Origin of the sequence: Arthrobacter sp. efr-133-R2A-63 (assembly GCF_030209795.1) — a bacterium.
Classification (GTDB): domain Bacteria; phylum Actinomycetota; class Actinomycetes; order Actinomycetales; family Micrococcaceae; genus Arthrobacter; species Arthrobacter bambusae_A.
Genome location: NZ_JARVRG010000039.1, coordinates 1 through 15,094, shown reverse-complemented (window position 1 = coordinate 15,094; position 15,094 = coordinate 1). Strand labels below are relative to the sequence as shown.

Genomic DNA, 15,094 nt, shown 5'->3' with positions numbered 1-15,094 from the left:
TGGAATCATGCCCCAGATCGAGCCGGAAGTCCGCGAGGACACCTCATCGAATTTGGCTTTGCTCTGCCCGCTGGGCAAGCTTCCGGCAGAAGCGGATATCCAGGACCCGGTCCGGGCTCGGATGCCGGGTGCTGCCACACGGCTTCGTCGCGGCCGGTCGGGGGAGAAGGGCAGGTTGGACTTGAGCTGCCGGGTTATCTACAGCGCCGATCCGATGGACGCCAGCGCGGGCGCGACGGTTCCGGCGTACTGGTTGCCGGGGCGCTTCAGGCCGTAGTGCTCGCGCAGCGTCCGGCCGGTGTATTCGGTGCGGAAAAGGCCGCGGTCCTGCAGGATCGGCACCACCTGGTCCACGAACGTCTCCAGACCCGAGGGCAGCACGGGGGCCATGATGTTGAAGCCGTCCGCGGCGCCTGCGTCGAACCATTCCTGGATGGCGTCCGCCACCTGCACAGGGGTGCCGGTGAAGGTCCGGTGCCCGCGGCCCCCGCCCAGGCGCCCGATCAGTTCCCGGACGGTGAGCTTCTCCCGGCGGGCGAGCTGGACGATCAGGGTGTAGCGGCTCTTGGCGCCCTCGATCTCGTCTTCGCCGGGCAGGTTCTCCGGCAGCTGGCGGTCCAGGGGCAGGTCCTCGGGCGCGACGCGCAGGGTCTTGGCGAGCTGGATCCGGGCGTATTCGGGTTTGATCAGCCGGTCCAGTTCCCTTTCCAGCGCCTGGGCGTCATCCTCGGTGGCTCCGATGACCGGAACGATGCCGGGAAGAATCTTGATGGCCTGAGGATCACGTCCCGCGGCGGCGGCGCGGGCTTTGAGGTCCCGGTAGAAGTCCTGCGCGTCCGTCAGGGTCTGATGGGCGGTGAACACAGCGTCCGCGTACCGGGCGGCGAGGTCCTTGCCGTCCTCGGAGGAGCCGGCCTGGACGATGAGCGGGTGTCCTTGCGGGGGCCGGGCCACGTTCAGCGGGCCGCGGACCTTGAAGTGCTTGCCTTCGTGGTCGATGGTGCGGATCCGCTCCGCGTCGGCCCAGACGCCGTCGGCTTTGTCCGCGAGGACGGCGTCGTCCTCCCAGCTGTCCCAGAGTTTCTTCGCGACCTCGATGAACTCGGCGGCACGCTCGTACCGGATCGCGTGGGCGGGCTGATCGTCCACGCCGAAGTTGCGGGCGGCGTCCGGACCGGCCGTGGTGACCACGTTCCACCCGGCGCGCCCGCCGCTGACCCAGTCCACGGACGCGAAGCGCCGGGCAAGGTTGAACGGGTCGTTGTAGGTGGTGGAGGCGGTGGCGATCAAGCCGATGTGTTCCGTGGCGCCGGCGATGGCGGTCAGGAGCACGGTGGGCTCAAGTTTTCCGGCCGGGCGGCGTCCCACCTCGCCGAAGAGGACCGGGGAATCGGCGAAGAAGATGGAGTCCAGCTTGCCGCGTTCAGCGGTGCGGGCCAGCTGCTTGTAGTGCTCCACGTTGGTGCTGGAACGCGGATCGCTTTCGGGCAGCCGCCACGAGGCCTCGTGGTGGCCGGTGCTCATCAAAAAGGCGTTGAGGTGAAGGGTCCGCTGGGCGGAACTGGCGGTCGGCGAATTCATGGATGTGCTCCTTGGATGTCAGGTTGGGTGGGGTTCAGCCGCTGGCGACGTTGACGTCGACGACGAGGGCTCTGGGCCGGTCCCGGCGCCGAGGCGAAGGGGGAGGAAGCGGCAAGGAGGTGCTCCCGGCCAGCCGATGAAGCCGGGGGTCCGGGGCGGCCGGTTCCTGGTGCGTTCGTTCTGCGTACGGCCCTGGCCTGTGCCGTGGAATCACCTAAACACGGCCCCCACCGGGCTGGCCAGCACCCTGCAATGAAACGAAACGGGACGAAACCGGGCTACATATGACGCCTTGGAACATGCCGCAAAAGGCCAAACCAGGCAAACCTGCGCCACATTCGGCAACGTGGCTTCATCCAGGCGCCACGTCCGCAGGGAACCCGCCCGCCGGGGCCGGCGGGTGGCCCGCCTCACGGTTCGGTCACGTCTTCTCGAATAGGCACGGTACGCGACGTGACCCACGTTCTGGATCACCGCGAAAAAGCTGGAAAGAAACCACCGGCCGTTCCCGCCGGTACCGGCGGAGGAATCGGCTTCCGGTACCGCGCACTGCTCAACCATCAGACGCGAACATCCGACGAGAATCCCGATTATGTCTCCGTATTGCCCGCAGTTGCGCTGGGATTTCGCCGGATTTCCCCCGGTTTCCCGGCGTTTCCGGGCGTTACTGCCGGGCTTCCCCTGAGCAGTGGACATGCGCTTACATCGTTCCCACCGGCAATTCGGTCTACCCCAGACCACGTCCGGACCAACGACATCCACTCCCCAGAAAGTAGCCCCCATGAAACTGCACCAGCCCCTGCTAGGCGTGGCGGCCGCCGTCGTCCTTGCGCTGACGATGACCGGCTGCGGCGGCAATGCCCAAGCAGGAGGCCAGACAGCCGGCCAACCGGAAGTCACGGAACTCCGTTACCAGGGTTCGGCCAACAGCGTCAGCCTCCCCGAACTGGCGGCGGACCTCGGTTACCTGGGCGACATCAAGCTCGACTGGGTGGGCAACACCATCAGCGGTCCCCAAGACGTCCAGTCAGCGGCGACCAACCAGACCGACTTCGGCGGCGCATTCTCCGGGGCCGTGGTGAAGCTGATTGAGGCGGGCGCTCCGGTGACCGCCGTCGTCAACTACTACGGCGAGGATGCGAAGACCTTCAACGGCTTCTACGTCAAGACGGACAGCCCCATCAAAACCGCCAGGGACCTCATCGGCAAGAAGATCGCAGTCAACACGCTGGGTGCCCACTACGAAGCGGTCATCAACACGTACCTCAGCAAGAACGGCCTCAGCCAGGACGAAATCAAGCAAGTACAACTGGTTGTCCTCGCGCCCAACGATACTGAGGAAGCGATACGCCGCGGCCAAGTGGACGTCGGAAGCCTGGGCGGAGTGCTGCAGGATCATGCGGTAGCCGCCGGTGGTCTGCGTTCGCTCTTCAGCGACTATGAGCTCTTCGGCGCCTTTGCGGGCGGACAGTACGTACTCCGCAATGACTTCATCGAAAAGAACCCCGACACTGCCCGGACCTTTGCAACGGGCGTCGCCAAAGCCATCAAGTGGGAGACCGAGACGCCGCGTGACCAAGTGATCGCACGGTTCAAGAAGATCATCGAGGCCCGCGGGCGCAACGAGAGCACCGCGAACCTGCAGTACTGGAAGAGCCCCGGCGTACCGGACAACGGCGTGATCAAGGACGAGGACTTCACCCGCTGGTCTGCGTGGCTGAAGAGCTCCGGAATCGTCAAGAGCGATCTGACGCCGTCGAAGTACTACACCAACAAGTTCGACGATCTCGCATCAAGCACCCCACCCTCAAGCACCCCAACAAGCACAGCGAAGGGATAGTGATGACCGCAAAAATCAGCCTCCGCAATGTCACCAAGCAATTCGCCGTCCGCCCCGGCAAGGGCTCCAAGGTCTCCCAACGCGGCGCGGCTGGCAAGTCCGGCGCGCAAGAGCCCACCACTCTGACAGCCCTCGACTCCTTGAGCCTGGACGTGCGCGACGGCGAATTCCTCACCTTGGTGGGGCCCAGCGGTTCGGGCAAGACCACCTTGCTGGACCTCCTGGCTGGCCTGTCCACACCCACCTCCGGCGAGGTATTGGTGGACGGCCGGCCCGTGACGGGACCTGGCAAGGACCGTGCCGTGGTTTTCCAGCAGTACGCGCTCTTTCCCTGGCGCACGGCATCGGCCAATGTATCGATCGGGCTCGAAGGCAAAGGCACGGACGGGCGCAAGCTCAACCGCCGCGAACGCGCCGCCCAGGCAAGCGAGTACCTCAAACTGGTTGGCTTGGCCGGCTTCGAGGACCGTTTCCCGCATGAGCTCTCAGGTGGCATGAAGCAGCGAGTGGCCATCGCCCGGAGCCTCGCCTACGAGCCCGATGTGCTCCTCATGGACGAACCCTTCGCCGCGTTGGACGCCCAGACCCGCGAACAACTCCAGGACGAGCTCCTGCGGATCTGGCGGGCCACCGGAAAGACGATCGTCTTCATCACCCACGGCATCGACGAGGCCGTGTACCTCGGGCAGCGAGTCGCCGTCCTCAGCGCCCGGCCCGGACGGCTCAAGGAAATCGTGGACGTGGACATCCCGGACCGCGACGGCGAGGACGACATCCGTTCCCATCCGGCCTTCGTCGAACAACGGCACAAGGTCTGGACCTTGTTGCACGATGAAGTCCGCTTGGCCCAGGACGCCGGCCACCGCAAGATCCTGCCGGACGGCACCGCCCCGGATGAAGTCCCGGGAACAACTCCCGAAAGGAGAGCAGCCTGATGACAACAACACTCGAACAACAACGGGCGGCGAACCCGGCACTTGGTCGGCAGGCCGCCGTCGGGCACTCCGGCCCTGCTGAGGCGCGGCCTCGGCGCACGACGGCGGCGCGCGCCTTTGCGCGGACAGCTGCCGCCCGCGCCGGTTCCGGCCTGTGGAAGGCTGCGGGGATCATCGCGTTCCTGGCTCTGTGGGAACTCGGGCCGACATATATGGCCAGCCCCTCAACCCGGGTATTCCTGCCGCCCTTGCACGAGGTCCTGGCCGCCTGGGGCAAGCTGTTCGAATCCGGCACCATACAGGCGCATCTGGGCGCGAGCCTCACCCGTTCGGTGTCGGGATTCGGCGCAGCCCTCGTGGCCGGCGTGTCACTCGGTTTGCTGATCGCCTGGCACGGACGCCTCAATTCCATCCTGAATCCGTTGCTGGAATTGTTCCGCAACACGGCCGCGCTTGCACTGCTTCCTGTCTTCACACTGCTGCTGGGGATCGGCGAGGAGTCCAAGATCAGCATCGTGGCCTACGCGGCGTTCTTCCCGGTCCTGCTGAACACGATCGCCGGTGTGAAGACCGTGGACCCGCTGCTCATCCGGGCCGCGAAATCGCTCGGCCTCTCAAGCCTCGCCCTGTTCCGCAAGGTGATCTTGCCCTCCGCGGTGCCCACGATTTTCACGGGAATCCGCATGGCCGGAACAGCCTCCATTCTGGTGCTGATCGCTGCAGAGATGGTGGGGGCGAAGGCCGGTCTCGGCTACCTGATCGTGAACGCCCAGAGCAGTTTCCTCATCCCGGACATGTACGCCGGAATCCTCACGGTATCCCTTCTGGGTTTGGCCGTGAATTTCCTCCTCGTAGCCCTGGAACAGCATTTCTCCCGCTGGCGGACCGCCGCCGGTTCCGGGTCCTGACCGTCAATCAATCCCGTCACAACCAAGTCACAACAGAAAAGGAACAAACATGTCCGTCATTACCGAAACCAAGCTCGAATTCGCCAAGCTCGGCTCGCGCATCGGCGCCGAAATCCGCGGCTTCGACCTGAGCGGCGAACTCTCCCCGGAAACCGTGGCGCAAATCCGGGCCGCGCTCAACGAACACAAGGCCCTCGTTTTCCGGGAAGCCAACATTCTCAGCGACGAGGCCCAGGTGAAATTCGCCAGCCACTTCGGCCCGCTCACCACGGCACATCCGACCGTGGCCTCCGTGGAGGGCGAAGAGAACGTCTTGCCCGTGGACAGTGAGAACGGTTCGGCCAACAACTGGCACACCGACGTCACGTTCGTGGTCAACCCGCCGCAGGCTTCCACCCTGCGCAGCATCGATCTTCCGTCCTACGGTGGCGAAACCCTGATTGCTTCTTCGGCCGGGGCGTACGCGGATTTGCCGGATGAGCTCCGGAACTTCGCGGACACGCTCTGGGCGATCCACACCAACGACTATGACTACTCGGTGCCGAAGAACCTGGAGCATGAGAATGCCGATGAGCGCCGCAAGGAATTCACCCGCATCAAGTTCGAAACCGCCCATCCGGTGGTGCGTGTCCATCCTTTGACCGGGGAGCGCGGATTGTTCATTGGGGGCTTCGCGCAGCGCCTTCGGATCGTGGGGCTCTCAAACACGGAGTCCAAGGACATCATCCGCTTGCTGCAGGCCTACGTCATCCGTCCGGAGAATATAGTGCGGGTGAACTGGGAACCGAACCAGCTGGTGCTCTTCGACAACCGCATCACCCAGCACTACGCCCCGGACAACTACGACGGCCAGCCGCGCAAGCTCAACCGCGTGACCATTGCCGGCGACATCCCGGTGGGCGTGGACGGCAAACCGAGCCAATCGATCCAGGGTGACTCGTCCGCCTACTCCGTTGTCGCGCCGGTATAGCGTTCGCAACCCGACACGAGCATTTCGGGCAAAGCCGGGCCATGTACACGCACGCTGAGGTCGTCCGGATACTGACGTGGAGGACGTCGCGCTGAGGGAATCCGGACGCGTGGTGCAAACTCTGCGGGCCCTGCTGGCCCTGCTGGCGCGAGAAGAGGCGAAAGCCGGATAGCGGTTCGGCATCGCCGGCGTTCTTTACGCTGTGATGCGGGATGTGAAGCCGGGTTGCCCTTGGTGTCCGTTGATTTCGGCCGTGTTGAGAAGCAAATGTCCGGGTGGTTGTTGAGGGAAGAATTCAGGAAAGGACTCATTATGACCGCGGATTTCGATGTGACACCGCAAAGGCTTCGGCATGTTTTGGGACATTTCGCCACGGGCCTGACCGTGATCACGGCTGCGACGGAGAGCGGACTGGCAGGCTTTACCTGTCAGTCGTTCGCTTCGCTTTCCCTGGATCCGGCGCTGGTGTCGTTCAGTCCGTCGCGCACTTCCAGTACTTGGCCGGTGCTACGCGAAGCAGCCCGGTTCACAGTCAATGTCCTACCTGCCGGGCCCCAACATCTGGCGTCGCAGTTTGCCAGGTCGGGCACCGATAAATTTGCAGGGGTGCCGCACTCTCCGTCGCCATTGGGGAACCCCATCCTCGGGCAGGCGCTGGCTTGGGGTGATTGCGAATTTCATCGGGAGTACGACGGCGGGGATCACACCATTGTTGTTGCGTCCGTGCGCGCTTTGAGCGCCCGCGCGGATGCTGAGCCGTTGCTGTTCTTCAGGGGAGAGTATTTAGAGGTGCAACCTCAGGCAGGGATCCTGGAGACGGTGGCGTGACCCGCCTGGGAACCACCTCTTGCGGGGAATTGTGTCCGGCCGGTCTTGAACGCGTTGGCAGCTTCTTCTGAGATGACGACAGGCATGATAGGCATTCTGTCCCGGAGGATTAGAACGATTTGCGAGAAGGATCTGAAGTGGTTTCGTGAGCAGGTGTTTGCAGGTGCCGATCAGGATGCATTAGCCGAAGGTGTTGACGGCGTTGGCGTCCCGACGTCAATGCAGCAGAAGCCATCAGTAATCACGAGAGGCTTGTCTGTAGAAGTCATCGGCTTTAAACGGGCAGACCTCGAAAAGACCTCTGGACGACGGCAGAATTCGACGAGGTTGTCCAGGGCTAGTGCCCGCTTGGGACGGATTCCGGGCGGTTTCGGCTCTGTCGGGGCCAACCTGATCGCAAAGGGCCTGGCCTCCACGCCCGGGCACAGAGTGATCGCGTTCACGTTCCCCGGAATGTCGGCCTCCATCAAACCCTAGCCCAAATGAAGCGTTGTGCTTGGGCTGCATGAACCCGGATCCGGTGCCCGGGCCTTTCGGTCCGGGCACCGGATCTGTTCAGTCCCTGCGTTTCAGTGCTTGCGGTCAGTTCCGGTGGTTCATTCCTGGCCGAGGCCGCCGGCCGAGGTTTTCTGCCCGGTCACGCTGTTGAGGGCGCGGAGGTCGAAGATGCCGTTGATGTCGGCCGGTTTGGTGATGCCGGCGTCGACCCCGTCCTGGAGGAGTTTCTTGTAGGTTCCGGCGAGCGGGTCCACGGTGAAGGTGATGTTCTTCAGGGAGCGGTCGATGACGTCGGCCGGCAGCGTACTTCCGGCGGTCGCCTTCAGGGCGGCGTTGATTGCGGTGGCCTTGTCGGCCGCCGAGGCGGTGTTGAGCCAGTTGACGGAGGCTTCGTGGCCCTGGAGCAGGGCCGTTACCGTCTGCGGGTGGTCGGCGGCGAACTTCTTGCTCACGATCAGGATGGTGGTGGGGAACGCACCCTTATCCCAGAGGTCCTTCTCGTCCACGAGGACCTTCCCGCCGGCTTGGAGCACCAGGCGCGAGGCCCAGGGCTCTGGCAACCACGCGCCGTCGAGCTTTCCGTCCTGGAAGAGCTTGAGGGTCTGGGCGTTGTCGGTGGGGTTGATGGCGACGTCGCCCCCGGCGTTCGGGTTGCTCTTCAGACCTTGCTTGCCAAGCCAGGCGCGCAGTGCCACGTCCTGGGTGCCGCCGAGTTGTGGGGATGCGAGGGTCTTGCCCTTAAGGTCCGCGGCGCTGTTGATGCCGGGCTTCACCACGAGCTGCGCACCCCCGGAGGCAGCACCCGCGATGATGCTGATGGAGGCGCCCTTGCTCTGGACGAAGGAGTTGATGGCCGGGTTGGGCCCGAGGTAGGCGGCGTCGATCGCTCCGGCGTTCAGGGCCTCGATCGCGGCGGGTCCGGCGTTGAAGATCTGGGTAGTGAGCTTGGTGCTGCCGAGCTTGCCGGCGATGATCCCCTTGCTGACGCCCACCAGCGCGGGAGCATGGGTGACGTTGCCGAAGTAGCCGAGCCGAAGTTCAGCGGCGGGCGTCGTTGCCGCGGCTGCCTGGGTTTCGTTGTTCTTGGCCACCACCGATGCGACGGCGGCGCCGGCACCGATCAGCAGGACGAGTCCGACGGCGATGCCGATCTCGAGCGCGCGGCGGCGCTTGGGCTTGCTGCTCTCACCGGCGACGATGCGGGTGGTCGATTTGTCATGAGGTGATGACACGGGAGTATTCCTTTGGGGGAGAGGGCGGGCCTGGGCAGTGCACCAGGCCTGGCGAACGGAGAATTTTTGGGGGTGGTGCGGATGATGCGCCGCGTTCCGGTGAGTGTCGGCGGATCGGGCCTGGACCTCCGGGGCAGTGATGCCCCGGACTGGGGCTGGCCGCCCGGGCTTCAGGACCGGTGCATGGATTGAGATTACGGACGCCAAAGGGTCGGGACAACGCGCAGTGACACCAGCGGTCACCGGGCGAAACGCGGGTTAACGTGGTCGACGCGCAGCTTCATGCGGAGACCAAAACCTTCATCTGATCGTGGGACGTTGATGGGAAACCCGGATCCGGTTGAAACCAATGCCCGTCGTGCCATTGATCACGGAGGTAGACCGAATCATCGTTGATCTGACAGGCGGAGCGCGAACCGAAGGCCGCCACCCGGGCTGCCACGTCAGTCCGCCATGCCAGAGCACATGCTCCACCAGTACGTACGGCGCCGGCTGTGGCCGCCGAACGGCTCGCCCGGCAAGAGTGACATGTCGTGCAATATGTGTTGCCCTTTTGAGGCATTAGTGCCTGCATACGAAGGAAATTGATTTGTATCACATAGGGAACCCGCCGTTCCTACCGACGAGAGTCGTTGGCCGGCAAGACTTTCCAGACCAGACAGGGGAGAACTCTGGTCTCGCGGCCAACACCTGAATCACTTCTGCGGCGGAGCGGATCGTCGCGGCCCTTTTCCGCCATGGATGAGGACTCATAATTCGGACTCCGGGTGCCGGGGGCATCTCGGCGGTTGTGGGCTTGATCCATGTGGCGACCACTTTCACTCCGCCATGGTTATCACGTTCGGTCTCGATCTCGATTTCGGAGGCCGAAGCCCACATCGGACGGCCACCAGCATTCCGGAAGTGTCGGTGATGACAATCGCAACCGGGCGGAAATCCTCATCGTGTTCCAGGACGGCGGGGTCACTTACTCGGCGTCCGGCGCAGCCAAGGCGGTTCCTTCCCGCTCACGGAAACTTGATGGCCGCCGCTGGTGGCGCCGGGTCCGAGTCTGTGCTGCTCAAGCAGCTGACAAATTCTTGGAACTTTCGCGTCACGATCGGCGTCCTGGCCACACTGTATCCGTAAGGAGCCGTCTACCCAGGGCAGGCGAAGCGCCAAAATCATGAGGCTGGCCGGCCGCACACGTGCTCGCCGAGTACGGTCGTTCTTACCATTCACCAACGCAAAGGGTGTGTGCAGCCCGATTGTCCAAAGCGCTTTGGACAATCGGCTTTTGAAGGGTTTACACCCTGGGGAGCTGAGCAACCTTGGGGACGGAGGCCACCCATCCAGCATCTGATCGAGGCTTGGGCAGCAGCCCCTTGCACGCATTTCACTGACCAGAACGGCATTGAAATTTCCAGCTGCCAATCCCCGAGCGCTGCGGGTCGATGGCTTTGGAGGCGCCCCGCGCCCCCGCCGACTCTGCGCCTCTGGGCCTCTGGGCCAGAAGGACTTCATCGGGCGCCGCTGAGGGTCCCGGATTGCATCCGGGCTAGCGAATAGCCGCAGGATTCGTTTACCGCGCGGCAGAATCGTCCACGCCCATCTATGAAAATCTAACATTCTGCTAGACCTGCATAGATTTCCGTAGATCTCCGTAGAGAACGAGGTCGAAGCTGGTCGGACGGCTCCGCCATTCGTTCTCTACGGGTCCCGGGGCCGGGACGGGCTGTGTTGTTACCGGTACGGACACGCCCGCGTCGCGAACCGGGCCAACGCTCAGAGCTCCCGGACATGCGTCCTCTGTGCGGGTGCAATTCGGTAAATGGGGCGAATTTGGTTAAATTTCAGCCATGACCGCGCAGGGCCTGCCTCCGTCACGGCCCGGTCCGGGCATTGCCGGGGATGATCAGAAAGGTGCACCATGATGAGCGATCAGCACGCCGAGGCGCAATGGCAGCATACGGATGGAGAGACCATCGCCGAAATAATCGAGATGCTTCAAAGCCTTGACAACACCGGCCCCATCCAGATGTCACCGCTCTTCTACCAGCACTGGTTCGAACAATTGAACATGTCCATCCGGGACCTGCTCAGGATTCTCGGCCACGACGTCGACGCCTCAGAGCCCGGTGGGAACCCCGGCCAGTGACTGGTTCAGGCACAACTGCACGGAGCGCGGGTTGGCTTCACCGCGGTTATTCCGGAGTGGCGGGGATGTGTTCGCGAATCAGTTTTCTTTGGACAATTGAAACTTCCGGCCGGGATCAGCTGATGTTTGGGCAGCTATTGCCTCAGGTAGTCGCGTAGCCCGGGAATGGCGAAGTCGACCTTGCCGTACCCTGCCGATTCAATCAGCCCCGCCGCGATCAACCGGTTGCGGTATTTCGACACGAGGCTGGGTTTGGACTTGATGATGTTCCCGATCTGGGCGGCCGTCGACGGGCCTTCCTGTTGGGCCATGGCGTCGAGGAATTCGCGGTCCTTCTCCGAGATGTCTGAGAGGGCGGACTCCACGACAACCAGGGCGTTACGCCGCCGCGCGGCTGCGATGGCGCTGCTGACACCGGCCCGGTCGAGGGTCGAGCGTGCTCTATCGGCCTCCATCCAGAGGTAGTAACCAACGAGTTGGATGAGGAACGGGTAGCCTTCGGTGGCTTCTGCGGCCTCGTAGATGAGCTCCTGCGGGACGTCGATGCCGCCTTCGCTGAAAAGTTCCTTGTAGGACGAGGTGACTTCGCCGATGGCGGCCTCGTGGAGATTGATCCTGTCGGCCCGGCGAAGGAAAGTCGCGACGCCCTCGTTAAGGAGGTCTGAAACGGCCGACGGCAGGCCGGCGAAGATCAGGCCGATGGGCAACCCGTCACGAATGAAGTGCTGCACATCCGCTGCGAGCTGGGAGATTTCGGTGCGGTCCACTGCATGGATTTCATCGATCGTGATGACCAGCCCGGTGCCCTTGCTATCCAGCAGACGCAGCAGTTCCTCTCCGGTGCGACGCCAATCCGGGATCCGTTCCGGTGGCAGTTGTGTCGTCACGCCGAAACCGGCGGCGGAGAAGGCGGTGATTTTTCGCGTCGGAGGCCCGTCTCCGAGCTCGTCGAGCAGCCGGAGCATGTCATCTCCGACCTTAGCCAGGAAGCCGGGGTTGGCCGTCCGGGAGATCACCGCCCAGCCATGCTCCCGCGCGATCGATTCCGCTGCGCTGAGCATCACGGTCTTGCCGATGCCCCTGGACCCTGTGATGATCGTTAGCAGCCCGGGCGCTCCGGAACCCTGCCGGAGGCCGTACTCGAATTCGTCCAGGAGCCCGGCGCGCCCCACCAGATCAGGCGGAGTGGCACCGGCCGTCGGTTTGAAGGGATTCTGCACGGAACCTCCCGGGTAAAAGTAGGTGAAACTGGTGAAACTGGTGAAACTGCCGCCAGCTTACCACCTGCTCTAATCGGAGCTTGAATTACGCGAAAGGGGCGCTGACGTTACCCGGCCCGCACGCTGGCGGAGAACGGACTCTCGTGCGTGGTGCCGATAACGAGGCTGTGGCGGCGCGCCATCCGTCTTCGCAGGGGTCCACACGGCAATCTGAGGTCGATGAAGTCTGGCTCAGGTCGCCGACCAGAGCAGGGGAACGGAAAGGCGACCTTGTCATGTGGCTCGACTACGAAACGGACCGGGACTTCCTCAACTTCGAAGGTGATGCGGACACCATCGCGGAGGTAATTGCCAGCGCAGCCGGCCGGTCTCAATTGGAGTGTCTGGTGCTTGGGGCGTCGGCAAGTCGTCAAGTCGTCAATGATAAGTTGGAGGCCGAGGCAGCCAAACGGGAGACGGGTCTCGACAAAAGCCCGGGAATTCTTGGGACGTGTCAAGTGGTTCAGGCTGGCCAAGTTGATCGCGTTGCCGGCTGCATCGATGGCGCTTGGCATTCCGCCCATCGGATTGCCTGGAGAAATTGTCGGTCTTGTAAAAGGGCGGGCAAGGTAGACGGCGAAGACCTGGAGAAGGCTGGAACACTCGCATCCTCCACCGCCGCCGCTGGTCGAGCGCTCCTGAACCCGAAGGCGGAGTACTCGCCGCCGAAAGAGATACGGGCGCTACGAGACTCATTTGAAGATGCGTTGAAAGAGATTGGCGTAACCCTCGTCGTGCTCATCGACGGTCTTGATCGGTGCATGCCTGGGACGACGATCTCGACCCTCGAGGCAATCCGTCTTTTCTTGTTTCTAAAGAACACAGCCTTCGTAATTGCTGCTGATGACAACATGATCAAACACGCCGTCAAACAGCATTTCCAAGGACTGGATGATGATGAACTTGTCACTAACTACTTCCATAAGGTGGTCCAGATCCCGATACGTGTGCCAGCCTTGGGGACTCAAGAGGTTCGCGCCTACCTGATGGTGCTCTTCATGGGGCGGCTTGTGAAAAAGTGGTATATCCAACGCTAAGGTTTCCCCGAGCACCGTTGCCCTGAACAGGGCCGTTCCGGACGGAATCGTCGACCCCGGGGCCGCCAACACCGGGGGGCGGGCGACGAACCGAGGACGTATCCGGTCTCGGTCCTGCGGAGCTACAGTTACGGCATGGGCAGCGAACAGTCCGAAATCGAACACATGCGCAAGCTGCTGGAGCATGCCGTGGAGAACCTGGCCACCGGCACGGAACGTATCCAGCAGCGCCTGGCCGATGCCTACCGATTCAGCCTCATCGGCGACGAATCGAACATCAGCGAGGCACTGCCTCCGGCCGTCTACGCCCTCCAGCTGGATCTGCGCGAGGCCATGACCACGGTCCATGACGAAGAACGCGGATGGGCAAGCGCCAGTGCAGCGATACTTACCGATGACCAGTGCATCATCTTCGCCCGGCGCATCGTTGACGCGGCCCGCCTGATGCGCAGCCAGACGGAGACGACCGTCCCGCCTGCGGGCCGGTCGTGGGAGAGAATAAGGGAACGCCGGCACGGCTAGGTGAACATTGGCAGGGAGAAAGGAAGAGGACGTGGGTGACTCGACTGTTGTTTCCCTGCATTTGGCCTATCTGGGAACACTAGTCGTGGCTTTCAGCATGTTCCTCGCCGGGCTTGTCCTGTTCACGGCCCTGTTGGTCCTTGCCGGGGCGCTCCGGTTGCTGGCACTGACCGCGCGCCGGTTCCTCAGCCGAACCGGCGCGGCTCCAGGCGTTGAGGGCCGGAGACGGTGCCGCTCCCTTCCACGTGTTGCCAAGCACGGAGAAGCCGACTTCGAGATCCTGGATCTGTCCATAAAGCCAGAGCTGCATTAGTGGGCGCCGATTTCTTGACGTCCAGGCCAGCCCTGCCGGACACTGGGCGCAGGAGGCCGTTGTGGGCAACTTGCCGTGGATCTTTGTCCTGCTCGTTCCGTCGCTGGGCTTCTTCCTCTTTCTGATTGTCGCGAACATCCGCTTGATCCGAAGGCGAAAGGCACTCGGGCTGCCGCCTCTGGGGGTTGCCCCGCGCCGGTTTCTGAAGCGCCGCCGTAGGAAGATCAGGTACGTGGTGATTGAGGAACATACGCACGACGACGCCAACGGGAACCCGACGTGACCGCCATCGAAGGCCACGGACCTGCGCATCCTCATCCCGGAACTCCCCCGGAGGTGCCGGGGGCCAGGGTTTAGGCTGTGGTCCATGGATTCGTTTGGGGGTGGGGCGTTGATCTGTGCTGCGCCGGAAACTGTGTGGACGGTCATCACGGATACCGCCGGCTATGCGGAGTGGGATTCGGGGATTGCCGGGGTCAGCGGTGAGATCGGCCATGGAAAAAACGTCCGGATCCGGCCCGGCGGCCTGGCCAGGTCTGTTCCGGTGGCCGTTCACCGCTGCGGTGACCGTGCCATGTCCTGGACAGCCCGGTTGCCGGGAGGATTGTTCAAAGCAGTCCGCACCATCACCGTAACGGCCGAGAACGGCAAGTCCCGCCCGGCGGTGCGCGATGATTTCACCGGTCCCCTGTGGACGCTGATCAGGAAGCACAGCCCGGGATTGGCCCGGTCAGCGGAGGGGTACGCCGAGGGCGTCAGGGCCCGGCCCGAGAAGCTGAGTTAGCCCACGGGCGCAGAAACCACCGATTCCCGGATGCCCTCCCATCCGCCTCACGGCGCAGAACGACGCAGCTCCCGCTCTCTTGGCCTGTTGCGACGCCCGGGCCGATCCCCGGAGGCGTCCGCACACGTCACTGCGGCCGTTGCGCCCGGCGCGTGGACTGAGACCGGGAGAGGCACGCGCTTGACCAAGCCACCTGGGGGGTGTCCCTATGTTTTTGTCAAGCATTGGGACGGGTTTTTCTTCGAGATGG

14 protein-coding genes are annotated in these 15,094 nt (G+C 63.4%); 11 read left to right on the top strand and 3 right to left on the bottom strand.

The annotated features are described in order from the left end of the window. Window positions 1-198: 198 nt before the first annotated feature. Window positions 199-1,581, bottom strand: a complete 1,383-nt coding sequence (locus QRN45_RS19595) for an LLM class flavin-dependent oxidoreductase (RefSeq protein ID WP_284764359.1) — start codon at window positions 1,579-1,581, stop codon at window positions 199-201. A 781-nt stretch (window positions 1,582-2,362) separates the two neighbouring features. Between QRN45_RS19595 and QRN45_RS19590 the strand changes: the two genes are divergently transcribed. The 5 genes from QRN45_RS19590 to QRN45_RS19570 all read left to right on the top strand — a co-directional run bounded on the left by QRN45_RS19590 (window position 2,363) and on the right by QRN45_RS19570 (window position 7,062). Next, the gene (locus tag QRN45_RS19590) at window positions 2,363-3,421 is read left to right on the top strand and encodes an ABC transporter substrate-binding protein (RefSeq protein WP_284764358.1); all 1,059 of its coding nucleotides are present in this window, start codon (window positions 2,363-2,365) and stop codon (window positions 3,419-3,421) included. 2 nt (window positions 3,422-3,423) lie between these two features. Further along, window positions 3,424-4,356, top strand: coding sequence for an ABC transporter ATP-binding protein (locus QRN45_RS19585; RefSeq protein ID WP_284764356.1), 933 nt, complete (start codon window positions 3,424-3,426; stop codon window positions 4,354-4,356). Continuing rightward, a complete protein-coding gene (locus QRN45_RS19580) occupies window positions 4,356-5,264 on the top strand; it encodes an ABC transporter permease (protein ID WP_284764354.1) in 909 nt (302 codons plus the stop codon). Before QRN45_RS19585 ends, QRN45_RS19580 begins: the two co-directional genes overlap by 1 nt. Before the next feature lie 49 nt (window positions 5,265-5,313). Continuing rightward, a complete protein-coding gene (locus tag QRN45_RS19575) occupies window positions 5,314-6,234 on the top strand; it encodes a TauD/TfdA dioxygenase family protein (protein WP_284764353.1) in 921 nt (306 codons plus the stop codon). Window positions 6,235-6,546: 312 nt separating this feature from the next. Further along, window positions 6,547-7,062 carry a flavin reductase family protein gene (locus tag QRN45_RS19570; protein WP_284764352.1) on the top strand — a complete coding sequence of 172 codons (516 nt, stop codon included), beginning with the start codon at window positions 6,547-6,549 and terminating at the stop codon, window positions 7,060-7,062. Window positions 7,063-7,658: 596 nt separating this feature from the next. On the opposite strand, the gene QRN45_RS19565 is transcribed toward QRN45_RS19570, so the two are convergent. After that, on the bottom strand, window positions 7,659-8,792 hold the full coding sequence (locus tag QRN45_RS19565; RefSeq protein WP_284764350.1) for an ABC transporter substrate-binding protein: 1,134 nt from the start codon (window positions 8,790-8,792) through the stop codon (window positions 7,659-7,661). A 1,912-nt stretch (window positions 8,793-10,704) separates the two neighbouring features. Here QRN45_RS19565 and QRN45_RS19560 point away from each other — a divergent pair. Further along, window positions 10,705-10,929, top strand: a complete 225-nt coding sequence (locus QRN45_RS19560) for a hypothetical protein (RefSeq protein ID WP_284764349.1) — start codon at window positions 10,705-10,707, stop codon at window positions 10,927-10,929. Between the two features lie 134 nt (window positions 10,930-11,063). On the opposite strand, the gene QRN45_RS19555 is transcribed toward QRN45_RS19560, so the two are convergent. Further along, window positions 11,064-12,149, bottom strand: coding sequence for an ATP-binding protein (locus QRN45_RS19555; RefSeq protein WP_284764348.1), 1,086 nt, complete (start codon window positions 12,147-12,149; stop codon window positions 11,064-11,066). A gap of 275 nt (window positions 12,150-12,424) precedes the next feature. Here QRN45_RS19555 and QRN45_RS19550 point away from each other — a divergent pair, with 275 nt between their 5' ends. The 5 genes from QRN45_RS19550 to QRN45_RS19530 all read left to right on the top strand — a co-directional run bounded on the left by QRN45_RS19550 (window position 12,425) and on the right by QRN45_RS19530 (window position 14,844). Beyond that, on the top strand, window positions 12,425-13,225 hold the full coding sequence (locus QRN45_RS19550) for a KAP family P-loop NTPase fold protein (RefSeq protein WP_284764347.1): 801 nt from the start codon (window positions 12,425-12,427) through the stop codon (window positions 13,223-13,225). 135 nt (window positions 13,226-13,360) lie between these two features. Next, on the top strand, window positions 13,361-13,747 hold the full coding sequence (locus tag QRN45_RS19545) for a hypothetical protein (RefSeq protein ID WP_284764346.1): 387 nt from the start codon (window positions 13,361-13,363) through the stop codon (window positions 13,745-13,747). A gap of 31 nt (window positions 13,748-13,778) precedes the next feature. Then, window positions 13,779-14,060 (top strand): hypothetical protein, encoded by a 282-nt coding sequence (locus tag QRN45_RS19540; protein WP_284764345.1) that lies wholly within the window; start codon window positions 13,779-13,781, stop codon window positions 14,058-14,060. A gap of 61 nt (window positions 14,061-14,121) precedes the next feature. Next, window positions 14,122-14,343 carry a hypothetical protein gene (locus tag QRN45_RS19535; protein ID WP_284764344.1) on the top strand — a complete coding sequence of 74 codons (222 nt, stop codon included), beginning with the start codon at window positions 14,122-14,124 and terminating at the stop codon, window positions 14,341-14,343. Between the two features lie 84 nt (window positions 14,344-14,427). Further along, complete coding sequence (locus tag QRN45_RS19530; protein ID WP_284764343.1) at window positions 14,428-14,844, top strand: SRPBCC family protein; 417 nt, start codon at window positions 14,428-14,430, stop codon at window positions 14,842-14,844. The last annotated feature ends 250 nt before the right edge of the window (window positions 14,845-15,094 follow it).